Consider the following 16387-nt stretch of genomic DNA (forward strand, 5'->3'; position numbering starts at 1 on the left):
CCCTGTAAAAAAAGCAGCAACGAAGCCAATAACCGATACACCAGAATGTTGCGGCCAAAGGCTACATCGAGTAATTGAAAAACAAAAGCGGCCAGCGGGGCCGTGTTGTCGTAAACCTCACCGTAAAGGGTAGCCCCTTCGGCCAGACGTTCGCCCAGTACAAAAAACTTAAGTTCCAGCAGGGTAACCGGCAGGTTTAACAAAATAAATGGCACCCGGATAGCCAGAAACAGCAGGACCAGCACCAGCAGCCGCGACAGTAATATTCCTTTAAAATAACTAATCAAGAGGTTGTGTAATTTTTGTAGGCAGTAATTTTTTACTTACCGTTAAGTAAATTCCGGTGCCTGCCCGGGCCACTTTTGTAGCGGCCATAACTAAAGCCGGTTAAAAGAGGTAAAAATGGGAAAATAATATGATATTTGCAGCTTCTATGGAAAGTAAACGACAACAAAAGTTTAGCCGGGTTTTACAAAAAGAGTTAGCCGAAGTTTTTCAGCGCGATGTATCACATTTATTTAATGGGGCTTATGTGTCTATAACCACGGTGCGGGTGTCGCCGGACTTGGGCGTAGCCAAGGTTTACCTGAGCCTTTTATTGGCTAAACAGCCTCACGACGTATTGCAGGAAGTGAAGGTGCATACCAAAGCTATCCGGCACGCTTTGGCCCAGCGCATTAAAAACCAGGTGCGGGTAATTCCGGAGCTTATTTTTTACCTCGACGATAGTGCTGAGTACGCTGCCCACATGGATAAAATAATTTCCGGTTTAGATATTCCGCCCGCCGAGGAAGACGATGCCGAAACCGACGACAATAGCATTCGATAAAGATTACCTTACATGCAGTACGACCCGATTAAACGCGTATTAGGCAATACGTTTAATAAAACTCCTTTTCTGCGTCGCCTTTTCTATCACCTGCTGGATTTGCTTTTGCTGCGTACCTGGCATGTACACAAAGAAATACGGGCCTGGGCCACCGGCCGGTACGATAAAGCGATACATATTCTGGACGCCGGTGCCGGTTATGGCCAGTATACCTATTATTTATCGGGCCTGAGCTCGGGCTGGAAAATATTGGCCGTAGATGTAAAAGAAGAACAGGTGGCCGATAGTAACCAGTTTTTTACCCGGATTGGCCGTTCGAGACAAGTGAAATTTGCGGTAGCCGATTTGGTGACTTTTTGCCAGTCCAATGCTTACGATTTGGCTTTGTCGGTAGATGTGATGGAGCATATTCTGGAAGATGTAGAAGTATTCCGGAATATTCAGGCTTCGTTGCGGCCGGGCGGCATGTTGCTCATTTCTACCCCCTCCGACCAGGGCGGCTCTGATGTGCACGACGACGACGAAAGCTCTTTTATTGAAGAGCACGTACGCGATGGCTACAACATTAAAGAAATTGAAGATAAACTCCGGACCGCTGGGTTCAGCAAAGTGCAGGCGCGGTACTCGTACGGCAAACCCGGCCAAATATCGTGGCGCTTATCTATGAAATACCCTATCCTGATGCTGGGTAAATCCAAGGCTTTTTTCGTGCTGCTGCCGTTTTATTATTTGGTGGTTTTCCCTTTTTGTTTGGTGCTTAACTGGCTCGATGCGAACCAAAATCACCCCACTGGCACCGGCCTGATTGTAAAAGCTTGGAAGTAAGTTAAATATTGCTGAACAATAAAATACCAGGTAAAAGTGGCGCTAGGTTGGGCCAGTTTTGCTCATTTTATTAAATAATTTCGGGAGCAGTACGTTCATTTACAGATTTAAACCGAATATCCATTGGTGCCAGAAACCAAAATTCAGCAAATCAGTTATAGGATCGTAATCTAAATTATTAAAAATATTGCTGCGGTAATTACAGATTAAGCAATTTGGCTGTTACCACCTTTGTAATTATAGAATAAAATCAAATGAATGTTCCTTTTCTTATTGCCAGACGATACTTCCGTTCTAAAAAGAAAAGAAATATTATCAGCATTATATCCAATATTTCCATGATTGGCGTGGCCGTAGGGTCAGCGGCTTTAATTATTGTGCTCTCGGTGTTTAACGGGCTCGAAGATTTAATCCGAAGCATCTACGGCAGTTTCGATCCGGATTTGCGCGTTATGGCAGTTAAAGGCAAATCTTTTGAGACCAATGCTGCTTTTCTGGAGCGCATCCGGAAAATGCCCGACATAGCCCTGCTAACCGAAGTAGTAGAAGACAATGCCTTGCTGCGCTACGAAAACCGGCAAAAAGTAATTAAGCTAAAAGGCGTCAGCAATAATTTTTTTCAGCAAAACAAAATAGATTCGGCGGTTATAGAAGGCGATTACCGGCTGCGGCGCAATGGCTATAACTATGCCTTAATTGGCCGCGGCGTGCAGTACGATTTATCTATCCGGGTGCAGAATGCAATTGTGCCTATGCAATTGTTATACCCCAAAAACCGCAAAAAAGCCTCGCTTTCCTTAGACCCCGAAGATGCGTTTAACGAAAAATCTATTCTGGCGGGCGGCGTATTTGTAATAGAAAAACAGTACGACGACAATTACGTTTTTGTGCCGTTAACCTTTGCCGAGGAATTAATGGAGTACGGCAACAAACGCACCTCTTTGGAAATTAAGGTACAACCATCGGCTTCGGTAAACCGGGTACAGCAGCAGTTGCAGCAACTGTTAGGACCCGATTTTAAGGTGCTCAACTCCGACCAGCAACACCTGAGTTTGCTGCGGGCGGTAAAAGTAGAGAAGATGTTCGTGTTTATAACCTTTGCCTTTATTTTATTAATTGCCTCTATTAATATTTTCTTTTCGCTATCCATGTTAGTTATCGATAAGAAAAAAGATATTTCTATTTTGGCCGCCATGGGTGCCAGCCCGGTTTTAATCCGGAATATATTTTTAGCCGAAGGCGGTATTGTGGCCGTAATTGGTGCCATTTTAGGCTTATTAACCGGGTTGTTAATTTGCTGGGTGCAGCAAACCTACGGCATAATATCTATGGGGATGGCTACCGCCTTGGTAGATGCTTACCCGGTTAAAATGAATGTATCGGATTTTTTACTTACCGGCCTTACCATAGTTGTAATTACCATTCTGGTTTCTATCCGGCCAGCTATTAAAGCGGCGTCTGTAGATCCTAAAACCACGCTCTAAAAACCTTTTAGCGCAATCTCCGAGCGACGACAGGTAAGTATTAACCACAGATTGTATAAGCAAATATTCAAAGAATACTATTTATTTCTTTAAATTTTTTACCTAAATATTCTTTTTGATTAAAATATAATAGGTGAAAAGGCTTTTTTTTAAAGAAAAATGTTAATTTGGAGGTCTGATATTTCCAGAACCCATGAAAGTATTCACAACGCAGCCGTTTCAGATCGTTTATTCGCTGTTTGCGCACGAATACCTGGGGTATTTATTTGAATCTTTTGTGGTGCAGGTAAATTCGCGCCAACAACTTACGCTCCAGCACCAGAATATATCAGCTAAAAATGCCGAAGAGTTTTCGGCCCGGCTCGATGCTACCGATTTTAAGCTTATCGCGCTCATCGACCAGATGCAGCAGGAAGCAATCGTAAAAAAGTTTTCTACGAAAAAAACCACTGTAACCGATTTTTTTCTGAAAACCTTCGACCCCGATAAAGGCGACAAGGTATTACAAGACACCATTTGCCGATACGTGCAAGGGCGCATGGCCAAAATTTTAGAATTGCTGCGCCACGACAGACACGTTTTTATAATGGGTAAAGACGGTGAACCTACCTGGAAAGAAATAAAAATGGCGCCCGAAAAAGCCAGCATTCTTTTTCATTTCCGTCGCAACGACGATAATACCCATTATTTCCCGACCATAAAATATGCCGGCGAAAAGCTGGAGTTCCAGTACAAAGATGCTGTTTTGGTTTGCAACGACCCGGCTTGGTTACTGCTGGATAGCGTGCTATATAGTTTTCAGAAAGAAGTAGACGGTAAAAAACTGCAGCCTTTTCTGAATAAAAAATTTATTTTAATTCCGCGTAAGGTAGAAGAAGCCTACTACGAAAAATTTGTGGCCCCATTGGTAGAGCAGTTTGATGTATACGCCAAAGGTTTTGATATTCGGTCAGAAAAACACGACCCCAGTCCTTGTTTAACTTTTTCGGAGATTGTAGAAAACGAAAATACCCCGCAGCTTTTTGTAAACGGCAATGGCCAGCTCAATAGCAGCGGGTTAAATAAAAACGGCAGTAGCGGCAAAATTCTTTTTCACCTGTCGTTTAAGTACGGCGAACACACGGTATCTACCCAAGACATAAAAAAGGTAAGCGTAAGCCTGGAAAAAACGCCTGAGTCTTACGTGTTTCACCGGCTTATCCGCAACATCGATCACGAAAAGGAATACATAAAAGAACTTTCTAAACGCGCGCTGGAAGTAAAAAACGGCAAAGCTTACTTAGATAAGAGCCTGGCTTTTGCCTGGTTGGGTACTCACGCGCAAGAATTGCAGGAGCAAGGGTTTGTTATTAAACAGCTTAACGGTTCCAACAAAAATTATTTTATTGGCGAAGTAAAAGTAAGTGTAGGCATCCGGGAAAATACCGATTGGTTTGATATTTACGGTACCGTGCATTTTGGCGAATTTGAGGTGCCATTTATTAAGCTGAAGCATTATATTTTAAACCGTAAAAACGAATTTAAGCTCCCCAACGGCCAGATTGCCATTATTCCGGAGGAGTGGTTTACCCAATATATTGAATTATTTGCGTTCTCTGACGGCGACGATACCGAACTGACCCTGCGCAAACACCACATGGCCCTGGTTAACGATTTGCAAAACGGCAACCTGGCCGTGGTAACCATGAGTCGCAAACTGGAGAAGCTGCGCGAGTTCGAAACCATTGAAGATAAACCTTTGCCCGTTGGCTTTAAAGGCGAACTGCGCCCTTACCAAAAGGCGGGTTATAATTGGCTGCACTTTGTAAAAGACTATAAATTTGGAGGCTGCCTGGCCGATGATATGGGTTTGGGTAAAACCGTACAAACACTGGCGATGCTGCAGTACCAGAAAGAAAACGGTGCTCAGAGTGCCTCGTTGCTGGTTATGCCTACCTCACTTATTTACAACTGGGTAAACGAAGCGCAACGCTTTACGCCCGGCCTGCGCATTTTAAATTATACCGGCACTTACCGCGACAAAACGGTTGCCCAGTTTAAGCATTACGACCTGGTTTTAAGCTCGTACGGCATTGTGCGTTTAGATAAAGAATTGCTCAAGAATTATTTATTCGATTATATTATTCTCGACGAGTCGCAGTCAATTAAAAATCCGGGTTCTAATACCTCTTTGGCGGTAAGAGAACTTAAATCTAAGCACAAACTTATTTTAACCGGTACGCCCGTCGAGAACAGCACCATGGATTTATGGTCGCAGATGTCGTTTATCAATCCGGGTTTACTAGGCAACCAGCATTTCTTTAAAGAAGAATTTTTAAAGCCCATCGAAAAAGAAAAAGACGAGGTAAAAACCAAAAAGCTACACTCGCTCATAAAACCGTTTATTTTGCGCCGGCACAAATCACAGGTAGCCAAAGAGCTGCCCGAAAAAATAGAGCAGGTTACCTATTGCAAAATGACCGAAGAGCAGGAGCAGGCTTACGAAGAGACCAAATCTTTTTACCGGAATAAAATATTAAAAGGCCTGGAAGAGCAGGGTGCCGTTAATACCCAATTTATGCTGTTGCAGGGCCTGATGAAGCTACGGCAGATTGCCAATCACCCGCGTTTAGCCGATGAGAACTACGAAGGCGAATCGGGTAAAATGAAAGAAATACTCCGGATGATCCGGAATGTGGTAGCAAAGGGGCACAAAGTTTTAATATTTAGTCAGTTTGTGAAGCACCTGGATATTGTACGGGCTGCCCTGGATGAGCGCCATATCACGTATACTTACCTCGATGGCAATACCAAAAACCGGCAGCAGCAGGTAGAGCGTTTCCAGCAAGATGAAAGTATCCGGGTATTTTTGATTTCTTTAAAAGCTGGCGGTGTGGGTTTAAATTTAACAGCCGCCGATTACGTGTTTATCCTGGACCCCTGGTGGAATCCGGCTATAGAAGCCCAGGCCGTAGACCGCGCACACCGCATCGGGCAGCAGAAAACCGTATTTACCTACAAGTTTATTTCTAAAGATACCGTAGAAGAAAAAATTCTGGCCCTGCAAAACAAAAAGCTTCAGCTCGTAACCGACCTTATTTCTACCGACGAAAGCGTAATTAAAAATTTAACCAAAGCCGATATTGAAAATCTGCTGTCGTAGAAAACTGAAATATCTGCTAATATTCTGCGGTTGTGAAGGTTGTCTGCAATATTTTGTAGCAAATCGAGTATTTTGTAATAGCGTAGTTAAAGAATATTTAACTTTTTACGGGCTGTTCGGTTATTAAGGAGCAACAGAACTAAACAAAATACGTGAAGATTGCCCTCCATACCCATGTACAACAAGATTTTCTGACGGTATTTAATGGCTTTAACCAAGACCTGTTTCTAAAATTAGCGCCGCCTTTCCCGAAAGTTAAATTACTGCGCTTTGATGGTAGCCAGCCAAACGATATAGTAGCTATCCAGATGAATATTCTGGGGCTGAAGCAAACCTGGACTAGCCTAATTACCGAAAGTAAAGTAACGGCGCAGGAAGCTTATTTTATAGATCAGGGGCAACAATTGCCGTGGCCTTTGCGGTTTTGGCAACACCGGCATGTAGTAACCAAACACCCCCAGGGCGGAGCCATTATCAGTGATTTAATTCAGTACCGAACGGCCTCTTTTTTATTTGATTTACTTTTGTACCCGTTTATGTGGGCGCAGTTTAGTTACCGCAAACCTATTTACCGGCGATACTTTAAGCAAAATATTACGCATTAAGTAACTCCTGGGTAATATTTTCCCACTCCTGTTCTAACGATACTTTTGGCATTTTACGGCCGGCCCGTTGGTACCAATAATTAGCATTCCAGGTGTCGCCTTCTTTGCGGTGCAGGTAGGCGTGTATCAGGCAGTGAGTAGGTGTGTTTTTTTCCTGTGCAATTTCGTGCGACTGGTGCCAATTGCCTTTGCCGTCGTACCACATGGCTTGTAGCTCTTTTGTTAAGCCGCTGGGCGGCGCAGCCTGGGTAAGCGAAGCTTTAAAATTATCGAAAGTCATGTATCTTATTTAAACCAAGAGTAATAAGCCGTACAAAGAATATGTAATACTTTCCTAAGTTAATCTACTGATTTTAAATATTATTGAGTTAACGGTACATTTCAATCTAAACGATATATAAGCTAAAATAACTTTTAAAAATAGAGTTATCAAGCATCAATTATTCCGGATAGTAAACAAGCGTTAATAATCGGGTTAGTGTTTAAATACTGTTTTATTTATTCTGAATAATTACAGTTTGCCCAGCCCGGCCACTAGGGCTAAATACTTTTAACTTTACGGTGCCGGTAGCCGGAATAGGTTCGGTATAAACAGCACTTTGGGCAGTAGGCTCCGAACCGTTAGTGGTGTACCGGATGGTAAATCCGGGAAATTGTACGTTAGCCGCAACCTTACCGTTTATAACTTTAGCGCCTGCCGTGGGAATCCGGTACTGGAAACCACCGGCATAGGTGTCTAAACGGGGCAATTCTCTTTTACCTACCGTATTAATAAATTCTGACCAAGCCTGGTTATACAGGGCTTCGCTTTTAGCGGCATTTGCTTCCGTGGCCCACTGCGGATCTTTGGCCCAGGCCCGCTCGGCCACTCCCAATAATTTAGGCAGCATTTTGTATTCAAACTGTTCGGGCGAGCGGTTAGTCTCCGACCAAAGCGGTGCTTCCATGCCCACAATATTGGCTTTGCCTTTTGCGGTTAAAGCTTCGCGGCTTTTAATGGTAGCGGGGTTCAGCGGATTGCCGCGGTCGTCTTCTTTTAAATTCTTTAAATAATTGTAAGGAATAAAATAAAAAGGTTTATCAATATCTACGTAACCGCCCCAGTACTGCCCGGATTCGGTAGAAGCAGTATTATAAGCCAGGTCTAAATACAAGTGCGTAACACCGGTTAAAATAACTTTGTAGCCGGCATTGGCCATGCGGTAAGCCAAATCTTCGGCACCGGAGCCAGGGCTGTTTTTCCAGACATTTACCCGGAAATTCTGGTTAGCAAAAGCAGGATTGGTAACCCAGGTTGCGCGGCCATTTTGTTTTACTTTCTTCAACCCGATTTCTTCCCAACCCGATAAAAATAAATTACGCGCTTTGAGCATCTGGTTTATTTTACCAAAATAATAATACCATAAATCGTCGGTGGTTTTAACTTCGGTATTTTTGCTTATTAATTGTTGCACCGCCGGCGATTTCTCCCAGACCCCGGCTGGTACTTCATCGCCACCAAAATGAATGGTGCGCAAAGGCGCATTGGCTTCCTGGTACATCGCCCGTAAATCGTCTACTACCCTTTCCAGAAAAGCGTAAGTAGCGGGTTTGGCCACATCCATTACGTTATCGTTCCAACCTTGCACCGATCGGTAAACCGATTTATCGTTTAAGTCGCGCAATAAATAGCGTTCTGCTTCGGCTTTATCGCCGGCTTGGGCTAAACGCTTATAGCGGGCATCCATGGCTTTTATGGCGGCACGGGCATGTCCCGGCGATTCTATTTCAGGAATAACCTCAATGTGGCGGTCGCGGGCATATTTTAATATTTCTACAAAATCGGCTTTGCTGTAATAACCGGTGCCGGTGGTATTTTGAGCATTGGGTCCAGAACCATAAGAAGGAGAAATGCTGGTTTGGTAATCGGTGGTGTGGGCCCGGGTAGCGCCTACGGTGGTTAGTTCGGGTAAAGATGGTATTTCTACGCGCCAGCCTTCATCGTCGCTGAAATGGAAATGAAAAACATTCATTTTATACAAGGCCATTACATCCAATACCTTTAGCACTTGTTCTTTGGTTTGGAAATTACGGGCTACATCCATCAGAAAACCGCGGTAGCCAAAACGGGGTGCATCTTTTACTTCTAAGCCAGGTATTTGCACCGGGTTGCCGGAGGCCGCTGCGGGCAACATAGTTTTAAGCGATTGGGTACCGTAAAAGGCGCCCGCAGGTGCCGAAGCCGAAATAATTATTTGATTGGCAGTTACCGTTAATTCGTATGCTTCGGGAGCTAAGCCGACTTTTCTTTTTAAAATAATGGCTTTGCCCGTAGCCTGGTTTTGCATAGCCGGTTTGGTACCAATAACACCCGCTAAGTTTTCGGCCAGTAAAGTAGCCGCTGGTTTAAATTCGTTATCTGCTACAATAGTTACATCTTTGGTAAAAGTAAAGGCGTCGCCTTGGGGTACGTACGAAACCGGCGTCGGGAATATTCTGCTCAGCTGCTCAGCCGGAATGTCTTTTATCTTGGCATTTTGGTCGTAAATTTTGGCGGCTAATATCTGGTCTGATTTAAGAAAATACGTATCGGTTTTAACTTCTAAGGCTACCGGTATTCCTTGGGCAGGCGCTTTATCATAAACCAAATAAAAACCTGACGGGAAATCGGTAATATTTCTTATGACTCGGCCGGTTACTTCTATTTTAGCCGATTGGCCAGCGGCAATGGGTTTAAACGCTGGACCAGGGGTTAAATAATGCAGGTCGCCGTTATATTGTTTAACGCTGGCAATTTGCTCGTTTTCAGCTTTTATGCGGCTGCCGTTAAAAAATAATTTCCAGCCGGTGGCCGGTAGGGCTTCGGCGCTGCTGTTGGTAAGCGTAAAAGTAGCTCGGGTATTTTTCTGGTTCTCAGAAGTAGGTTGGGGCAGGGTTATGGTTAAAGTAAAGCCTTTTGCTTCGGTAGCGGTTTCGGTATCAGCACTGGTATTGGCTTCTTTTTCTCTGGTTACCTCAGAGCAGGAGGCGTTAAAGAAAATCTGGCAAATAAATATGGCACTTAAAGCGAGTCTTTTCATTCCGGTAACTTAAGAAAAGTTAATTTTAACGACAAATTAGCGAAAAAACAGGTTTAAATTCGAATTTATCCTTTTCTTTTAGCTGATAGCTGCCAGATAGGTAAAGCCTGTATTAAAAGCAAAACCAGTGGCTAAGCGTTCCGGAATAGTTTTTATCGCCACCGAGCGTTAGCTTACAACGGCTTGAAATACGGAAAAGCCATGGCCAGGCGGTTACTTAAGTTTACCATGGTCTCGTCGAAATTATTGCCCAAACCAGCGGTAAGCAGGCGCTCAAACTGCCAGAGGAGTTCGTTGTTTTTGCCGTCGTAAATGTGTACGGTGGCGGTGCCGGCGCTGGGACCTACCAAACCTTTAGACCGCCGGAAATTATCCCGGGCTTTTGCTTCGGCTACCAGTTTTTCTTCCCGCACAATGCTACAGGTAATAATGGCATCTACGCCCAGCAAAGCGGCTAATTTAGTGGGCGGAGTGGTTTTAAGAATAGCGGGCGTATAATTATGCTCGGCCAGTATGCGGCGGGTAATAGATATATCCTGGAAGTTGATGTTGTAATGGTTAAAAACTTTTTCTTTTTGCAGCGAAGCAAACATAATGGGGTAGGCGTTTTGGGCTTCAACAAAAGCCCGGTGGTTTATTTCCTGCCAGGGTGTGTGGTAAAGCTCGTCTTTGTCAATTATAATCTCGATGGGTAAAATAGCTACCTGGTGGTGTTCGCGGGTAAGCTCCTTAAATTTTATGTGGGTATAAATTTTCCGGACGCCCTTCTCTACCGATTTAAAGGTTAATTTTTTTAAATTAATTAAAGAGCTTTTAAACGTTAATTCTGTTTCTGGTTCGGCAGATTGAGCCTGGCTGCAGTGAACGGTAAGGCAAAAGCCCAGGCACAGAAAGAGCAGTAGATGTTTTTTCATGAGGTGTTTTTAGAGGTTTTGTATAATTTGCTCCTTTAATTTAATAATAAATTTGTAACTGGTTTAAAATAAAAAGCAAAACCATTTAAACTTTTTGCGGTTATCTCACCAAAAGTTTAATTTCTGTAGTTTGGGCGCGTGAAAAAAGCAGGCATTATTGGTTCGGGTATTGGCGGTATAGCGGCAGCAATCCGGTTGGCGGTAAAAGGCTATGGCGTTACGGTATTTGAGGCCAGCGCTACTTTTGGCGGTAAAATGAAGCAGTTTGATTTGGATGGTTACCGGTTTGATATGGGCCCCTCGTTGTTTACCATGCCCCACCTGGTCGACGAATTATTTACGTTGGCGGGCCGTAACCCAACTGATTACTTCCGGTACCAACGGCTGGATATTATTACCAAATATTTTTTCTCCGATGGTACCCGCTTAACGGCTTATGCCCAACCCGATAAATTTGCCACCGAGGCAGAACAGGTTTTGGGTATACCCGCTAATACCGTAAAAAGCTACCTGGCCAAAAGCGCCCGCATGTACGAAGCTACGGCACCTACCTTTTTACAAAAATCGTTGCACAAAGCAACTACTTATTTAAGTACCGATGTATTAAAAACTTTGTCGGTCTTACCCGATTTAGGCCTAACTTCTACCATGCATGCTGCCAATGCCCAGGCTTTTACCGATAGCCGCATGGTACAATTGCTGGACCGGTTTGCTACCTACAACGGCTCCGACCCTTACCAGGCGCCGGCAACTTTAAATATTATTCCGCACCTGGAACATAATATTGGCGCTTTTTACCCCGAGGGTGGCATTTACAGCATTGCGGCCAGCCTGGTAAAATTGGCCGGCGAGTTGGGCGTGGTTTTCCGGTATAACGAGCCGGTAGCCGAAATTTTAACTTCCGGCCCAAAAGCCAGCGGCCTCCGGACAGGTAAAGGAACGTACAATTTTGATTTAGTAGTAAGTAATATGGATGTGGTGCCCACCTACCGGCAATTATTGCCCCAGGTAAAAGCACCCGAAAAAACCTTGCAGCAGCCCCGGTCCAGCTCAGCCCTTATTTATTACTGGGGTATCCGGCAAAGTTTTCCGGAGTTGCACCTGCACAATATATTCTTTAGCGAAAATTACCAGCAGGAGTTTAACCAAATATTCCGGGAGAAAGATATAAGTCAGGGCCCAACCGTATATGTAAATATTACCTCTAAATATACCCCAGCCGATGCGCCGCCCGGCCACGAAAATTGGTTTGTAATGGTAAACGTGCCGCACAACCAAGGCCAGGATTGGGATAAATTAATTCAGTTAACCCGGCGTGCCGTAGTGCAAAAGCTTTCTAAAATATTGGGCGTGGCTTTAAACGATTTAATCTCCGTAGAACGCATTTGGGACCCGCGGGGCATAGAAGCTGATACTTTCTCGTTTGCCGGTGCTTTGTACGGAAGTTCTTCTAATAACCGGATGGCCGCTTTTTTAAGGCATCCTAATTTTACATCTAACCTAAAAGGGCTTTACTTTTGCGGCGGCAGTGTGCACCCAGGGGGCGGTATCCCGTTGTGCTTGCTGTCGGCCAAAATAGTAAGCGACTTAGTGCCCAACACCCGTACTGCATGAGAAATAAAAGATTAGTTTTAACAGTTTCGGTATTAATTATTTTTCATGCGGTTGGTTTTTATGGTTTGGCCTTTAGCGCCCATCCCGAGTGGTTCAGGGCTTTGTCGGCGCTGAATTTAGTGCTTACTAATTTGCTGCTGTTTAGCTTTCATAAGACCTGGAACGCGGCTTTTGCTTTATTTGCCATAATAGTTTTGCTGGTCGGTTTTTTTGCAGAAGTAATTGGGGTGCATACCGGTTTGCTGTTTGGTAATTACAATTATGGCCATGGCTTAAGTTTTAAGTTATGGAATATTCCGTTAATAATTGCGCTTAACTGGCTGATGTTGGTTTACTGCACCGGCATTTTGGTGCAGCCACTGGCGGTGCCCTGGCTCGCTAAAGCCGCTTTGGCCGCATGCCTAATGGTGCTGCTGGATATGTTTATTGAACCGGTAGCAGCCGTACTCGATTACTGGACCTGGCAAGATTACCAAATACCGGCCAGTAATTATTGGGGTTGGTTAGGCGTGGCTTTTTTGCTGCACGTATTATTTCAGAAAGTTTCTTTTAATAAAACCAATGCTTTTGCACCCTTTGTTCTGGGCGTGCAGTTCCTGTTTTTTATCGGCTTAAACCTGGTGCTGTAAAGGGCTGCTCGGGTAATTGGGTCTGCACTTATTTTTAAATCCACGCAAAATATTTCCTGATTACCTTTGTGCCCAGAAATAAATATTAATGACTACAGGTATCCCCGGAAAAAATATTGCCGCAAAACCTTTCTTAAAATGGGCGGGCGGTAAAACCCAGCTTTTAAGTGCCATCGAGCATAAAGTAAAGCCTTTTTTGCAAAGCCGCGAGCCAGTAGTGTACCTAGAGCCTTTTATTGGCAGTGGCGCAGTTCTATTTTTTTTGCTCCGCAACTACTCCGGTTTTATTCAGAAAGCCGTTATCAGCGATGTTAACCACGATTTAATTAACCTGTATTTAATTATCCGGGATCAGCCGCAAGTTTTAATTGCTGCGTTAAAAGAATTGGAACTAGCTTATTTTTCTTATCCTGCCGAAGAAGAAAGAAAAGAATTTTTCCTGGCCAGGCGAACCGAGTATAACCAATTAGCGGCAGGTGCTGTCCGGAAAAGTGCTTTATTGCTTTTTTTAAATAAAACTTGCTTTAATGGCTTGTACCGGGTTAATGCCAAAGGCTATTTTAACGTGCCTTTTGGCCGGTATAAAAATCCCAATATTTGTAACCAGGATGTAATTCTGGCTGACAGTGCAGCGTTGCAGAACACCGAAATTATTGCCGGTGATTTTACCCAAACCGAAAAGTATTTATTTAAAAACACTTTGGTTTACCTCGATCCGCCTTACAAGCCGTTGAGCAGCACAGCGTCTTTTAACACTTACGCCAAAGAAGGTTTTCGCGATGAGGATCAGGTGCGGCTAAAAGCCTACTGTGACCAGGTGCACGCCGCCGGTGGTTATTTTGTGCTCAGTAATTCTGATACTGCCGCTACACCGCAGGCAAATAATTTTTTCGATACTTTGTACGGGGCGTATACGGTAGAACGGGTAAAGGCCAAACGAGCCATTAATTCCAACGGCTTGGCCCGCGGTGAAATATCCGAACTATTAATTTCGAACGATACCAATATTTAGTAACTCCTTTACAACCGAATAATTTTTATACCGGGTACTTCTTTTATTAACCGGGTACGGGGTACTAACCGGCCCACCGTAACGTAAGATTTGTGCTTACCAACCGGAGTAGAGGTTTTTTTCTCCTGAAATTCTGTTAAATGCTGCCAAAACCAGTTACGGGTAACCGGCATGGGCAATACGTGTAGCTCCTTCTCGTCGAGGAAGTAATAAAAAATATAATCGGCGGTGGTGTACATAAAGCACCCAGGTGTGTTTTTAACTTCGTTGCTGATGGTTTCCAGGAAATAATTACCAGTGTGGTAGTAACGATCGCCTTTTATTTCAATGGTGCGGGCGCAAAGTTCTCCGTTGGGGCGGTAAAATGTCCAGATAAGGTCAATATCCTGTTCGCGGCAAACTGGGTCATCTTCTACATTTAGTACTTCTACGGTTTCTGGTTTATGGCGCAAATATGCTTCCAGTTCTTGGGCTGCTTGCAAGGCTACGGCGCTTGCGGCCTGCATGCTATATTGCCGGAAGTTTGCCATTAATTTAAGTAGTAAGTAAATTAAAATATACGAACAAAAACCTTTATGAGATAAAATAAACTAGGAAAGTGTTGCTGGCCGGAGAGAAAAAAACGGAGCCGAAGCTTACTCTCTTGCTATTTATAGTGTAGCGGCTTGGTACTTAAAACTCATCAGCAAGCAAGAGCAAAATATTGTGTTTGATTTAATTGTAAGAATGCTGCTTATTTTTTAGTAATGGAAGCAACAACTTTGGGGCGATTGGCGGTTTTTTGTAGGACCCAATTGCCTACTGCCAAACCTTGCTTACGGCCATTGTCTATGGCATCCATAAAGTGAATACCGCCGTAAAAACGCGAAACACCCGCTTCAATAGCCGCTTCCTGAAATGAATTAAATCGGCGGGTACCTAAGCCAAAACGTTGTTCTACCGTATCGGTGTATTTAAAATTATCGCCAAAATAATGGGTTAGAACTACAGCAGCGGCCGAAGAGATAGTAGAATGTCCGCTTAAATATTCCGGAAACGGTGGGGTTTGCAACAAAGGCTTCCAGCTAGGATCAATATAACGCCGGATAGCCGTTTCCGGACGAATACGGTTACTCCGGAATTTTTCGTCCCAACAGGCTAAGAAACCATCCATCAGCGAAATAGCTACTAAGGTGTTAATTTGCATGGCTTTTGGTAAATCTACGCGGGCTTGTTTACAGGCAATGCCGGTAATGCCCAACCAATGCGCTCCCGGCGATATTTTTTTCATACCTACCATCAGGTGACCGTTGTCTTGTAAGGCAAATGGATTACAATCCCAGAAAGCTGCAATCTCGCGGTGTTCTTGGGGTAAGTTTTTGCCTTCCTGGTAAACATTGTGCAACAGTTGGTAAAAATCCGAATTTTTATCTTTTGAAAAAGCTACGGGTGGCACAGGCTTAAACTGGATGCAAGTATCGAGGGTAAAGGCGCGGATTGTATTAAAATAAGGTTCTACTGGCGCGAAGAAGCCCGGTGGAGTTGGGTACCAGTTGCCTTCTTCCTTGGCCGGTGAATAGCGGGGGTAATTACTAATGCGGTTGTATTTGTCGGATTTGGCGTAGGCCAGCATATTTTTACTGATTTCCTGGGCATAAATCAGCGAGTTGGTTATTACTTCTTCCGGAATACCTTCTCGCCGGCAGGAATCTAGAAATTTTTGCTCATACTTATCTAGTAAGGGGCCGGAGGGCTGCATTTTTTTAGCTGTTTCCAGCATAGCCAGGATCGAACTTAAATGGTAATTATAACCGGCAACGGCTGGCTTTTGAATTATTGGATATTTATTCAGCACCCCATGCATGCTGCCGTAAGTACTATCGTTTTGCGCCACCACTTCGTACCCGGCCAGACAGGCATAAGAGAAAAAACGAGCAGCCAAAGGCGGATTGGTAACATCGTTAATCATCAGGTCGGTCATGTGGGATATAACCGTACTTATGTGCTCGCTGTTGAATTTAATTTTTTCGCCTGATTTTTCCGGCTGGCAAGCAAAAAGTAGCAGCAGCAGGAAGAAGATAAGTATGTTTTTCATTTTTTATTCACCTTAAGGGCGCGGATAGGTTGTTGGTTGCTGCCCAGCAGCCAGGTATCGTTTAGCTGCATAATGCTGCGTACATCGCCCGGCAGGTTTAATCCGGCCTGCACCGGCGGTACATAGTTAAAGCGGCCTTTACCATCGCCCTGCAGCAACACGCCGTAATTAGCATCGTACTTGCCAAACCGCAGCCGCGC

Annotated in this window: 14 protein-coding genes and 1 pseudogene; 8 read left to right on the forward strand and 7 right to left on the reverse strand. The window is 44.1% G+C overall.

Features of this window, described 5'->3' with window-relative positions:
• Positions 1-287, reverse strand: a pseudogene (locus tag ACO1R6_RS13375) (hypothetical protein); the annotation flags it as partial.
• Positions 288-433: 146 nt separating this feature from the next.
• Here ACO1R6_RS13375 and rbfA point away from each other — a divergent pair.
• The 5 genes from rbfA (at position 434) to ACO1R6_RS13400 (ending at position 6885) form a co-directional block, all read left to right on the forward strand.
• The gene (gene rbfA / locus ACO1R6_RS13380; RefSeq protein WP_486265363.1) at positions 434-829 is read left to right on the forward strand and encodes a 30S ribosome-binding factor RbfA; all 396 of its coding nucleotides are present in this window, start codon (positions 434-436) and stop codon (positions 827-829) included.
• A gap of 12 nt (positions 830-841) precedes the next feature.
• Entirely contained in the window at positions 842-1654 is an 813-nt protein-coding gene (locus ACO1R6_RS13385; protein WP_486265364.1) for a class I SAM-dependent methyltransferase, read from the forward strand.
• Between the two features lie 254 nt (positions 1655-1908).
• A complete protein-coding gene (locus ACO1R6_RS13390) occupies positions 1909-3138 on the forward strand; it encodes an FtsX-like permease family protein (RefSeq protein WP_486265365.1) in 1230 nt (409 codons plus the stop codon).
• 193 nt (positions 3139-3331) lie between these two features.
• Positions 3332-6280: a DEAD/DEAH box helicase gene (locus tag ACO1R6_RS13395; protein WP_486265366.1), complete on the forward strand. Its 2949-nt coding sequence runs from the start codon at positions 3332-3334 to the stop codon at positions 6278-6280.
• 152 nt (positions 6281-6432) lie between these two features.
• A complete protein-coding gene (locus ACO1R6_RS13400; protein WP_486265367.1) occupies positions 6433-6885 on the forward strand; it encodes an SRPBCC family protein in 453 nt (150 codons plus the stop codon).
• Here the strand turns inward: ACO1R6_RS13400 and ACO1R6_RS13405 are convergent.
• The 3 genes from ACO1R6_RS13405 to ACO1R6_RS13415 form a co-directional block, all read right to left on the reverse strand.
• Complete coding sequence (locus tag ACO1R6_RS13405) at positions 6875-7165, reverse strand: hypothetical protein (RefSeq protein WP_486265368.1); 291 nt, start codon at positions 7163-7165, stop codon at positions 6875-6877. The two genes, ACO1R6_RS13400 and ACO1R6_RS13405, sit on opposite strands and share 11 nt — an antisense overlap.
• A 214-nt stretch (positions 7166-7379) precedes the next feature.
• Positions 7380-9944 (reverse strand): family 20 glycosylhydrolase, encoded by a 2565-nt coding sequence (locus ACO1R6_RS13410; RefSeq protein ID WP_486265369.1) that lies wholly within the window; start codon positions 9942-9944, stop codon positions 7380-7382.
• A 173-nt stretch (positions 9945-10117) separates the two neighbouring features.
• Complete coding sequence (locus ACO1R6_RS13415; protein WP_486265370.1) at positions 10118-10858, reverse strand: hypothetical protein; 741 nt, start codon at positions 10856-10858, stop codon at positions 10118-10120.
• Positions 10859-10996: 138 nt separating this feature from the next.
• On the opposite strand from ACO1R6_RS13415, the gene crtD reads away from it, so the two are divergent.
• From crtD to ACO1R6_RS13430, 3 genes are all read left to right on the forward strand, one after another.
• On the forward strand, positions 10997-12472 hold the full coding sequence (crtD, locus tag ACO1R6_RS13420) for a 1-hydroxycarotenoid 3,4-desaturase CrtD (RefSeq protein WP_486265371.1): 1476 nt from the start codon (positions 10997-10999) through the stop codon (positions 12470-12472).
• Positions 12469-13101 (forward strand): carotenoid biosynthesis protein, encoded by a 633-nt coding sequence (locus ACO1R6_RS13425; RefSeq protein ID WP_486265372.1) that lies wholly within the window; start codon positions 12469-12471, stop codon positions 13099-13101. Before crtD ends, ACO1R6_RS13425 begins: the two co-directional genes overlap by 4 nt.
• An 88-nt stretch (positions 13102-13189) precedes the next feature.
• Positions 13190-14113: a DNA adenine methylase gene (locus ACO1R6_RS13430; protein ID WP_486265373.1), complete on the forward strand. Its 924-nt coding sequence runs from the start codon at positions 13190-13192 to the stop codon at positions 14111-14113.
• Positions 14114-14121: 8 nt separating this feature from the next.
• Here ACO1R6_RS13430 and ACO1R6_RS13435 read toward each other — a convergent pair whose 3' ends face one another.
• The 3 genes from ACO1R6_RS13435 to ACO1R6_RS13445 all read right to left on the reverse strand — a co-directional run.
• Positions 14122-14643 (reverse strand): hypothetical protein, encoded by a 522-nt coding sequence (locus ACO1R6_RS13435; RefSeq protein WP_486265374.1) that lies wholly within the window; start codon positions 14641-14643, stop codon positions 14122-14124.
• Positions 14644-14846: 203 nt separating this feature from the next.
• The gene (locus tag ACO1R6_RS13440; RefSeq protein ID WP_486265375.1) at positions 14847-16187 is read right to left on the reverse strand and encodes a vanadium-dependent haloperoxidase; all 1341 of its coding nucleotides are present in this window, start codon (positions 16185-16187) and stop codon (positions 14847-14849) included.
• Positions 16184-16387 (reverse strand): hypothetical protein (locus ACO1R6_RS13445; protein ID WP_486265376.1); only part of this gene is annotated, 204 nt, incomplete at its 5' end. The genes ACO1R6_RS13445 and ACO1R6_RS13440, both read right to left, overlap by 4 nt.

The organism is Adhaeribacter sp., from assembly GCF_057359045.1.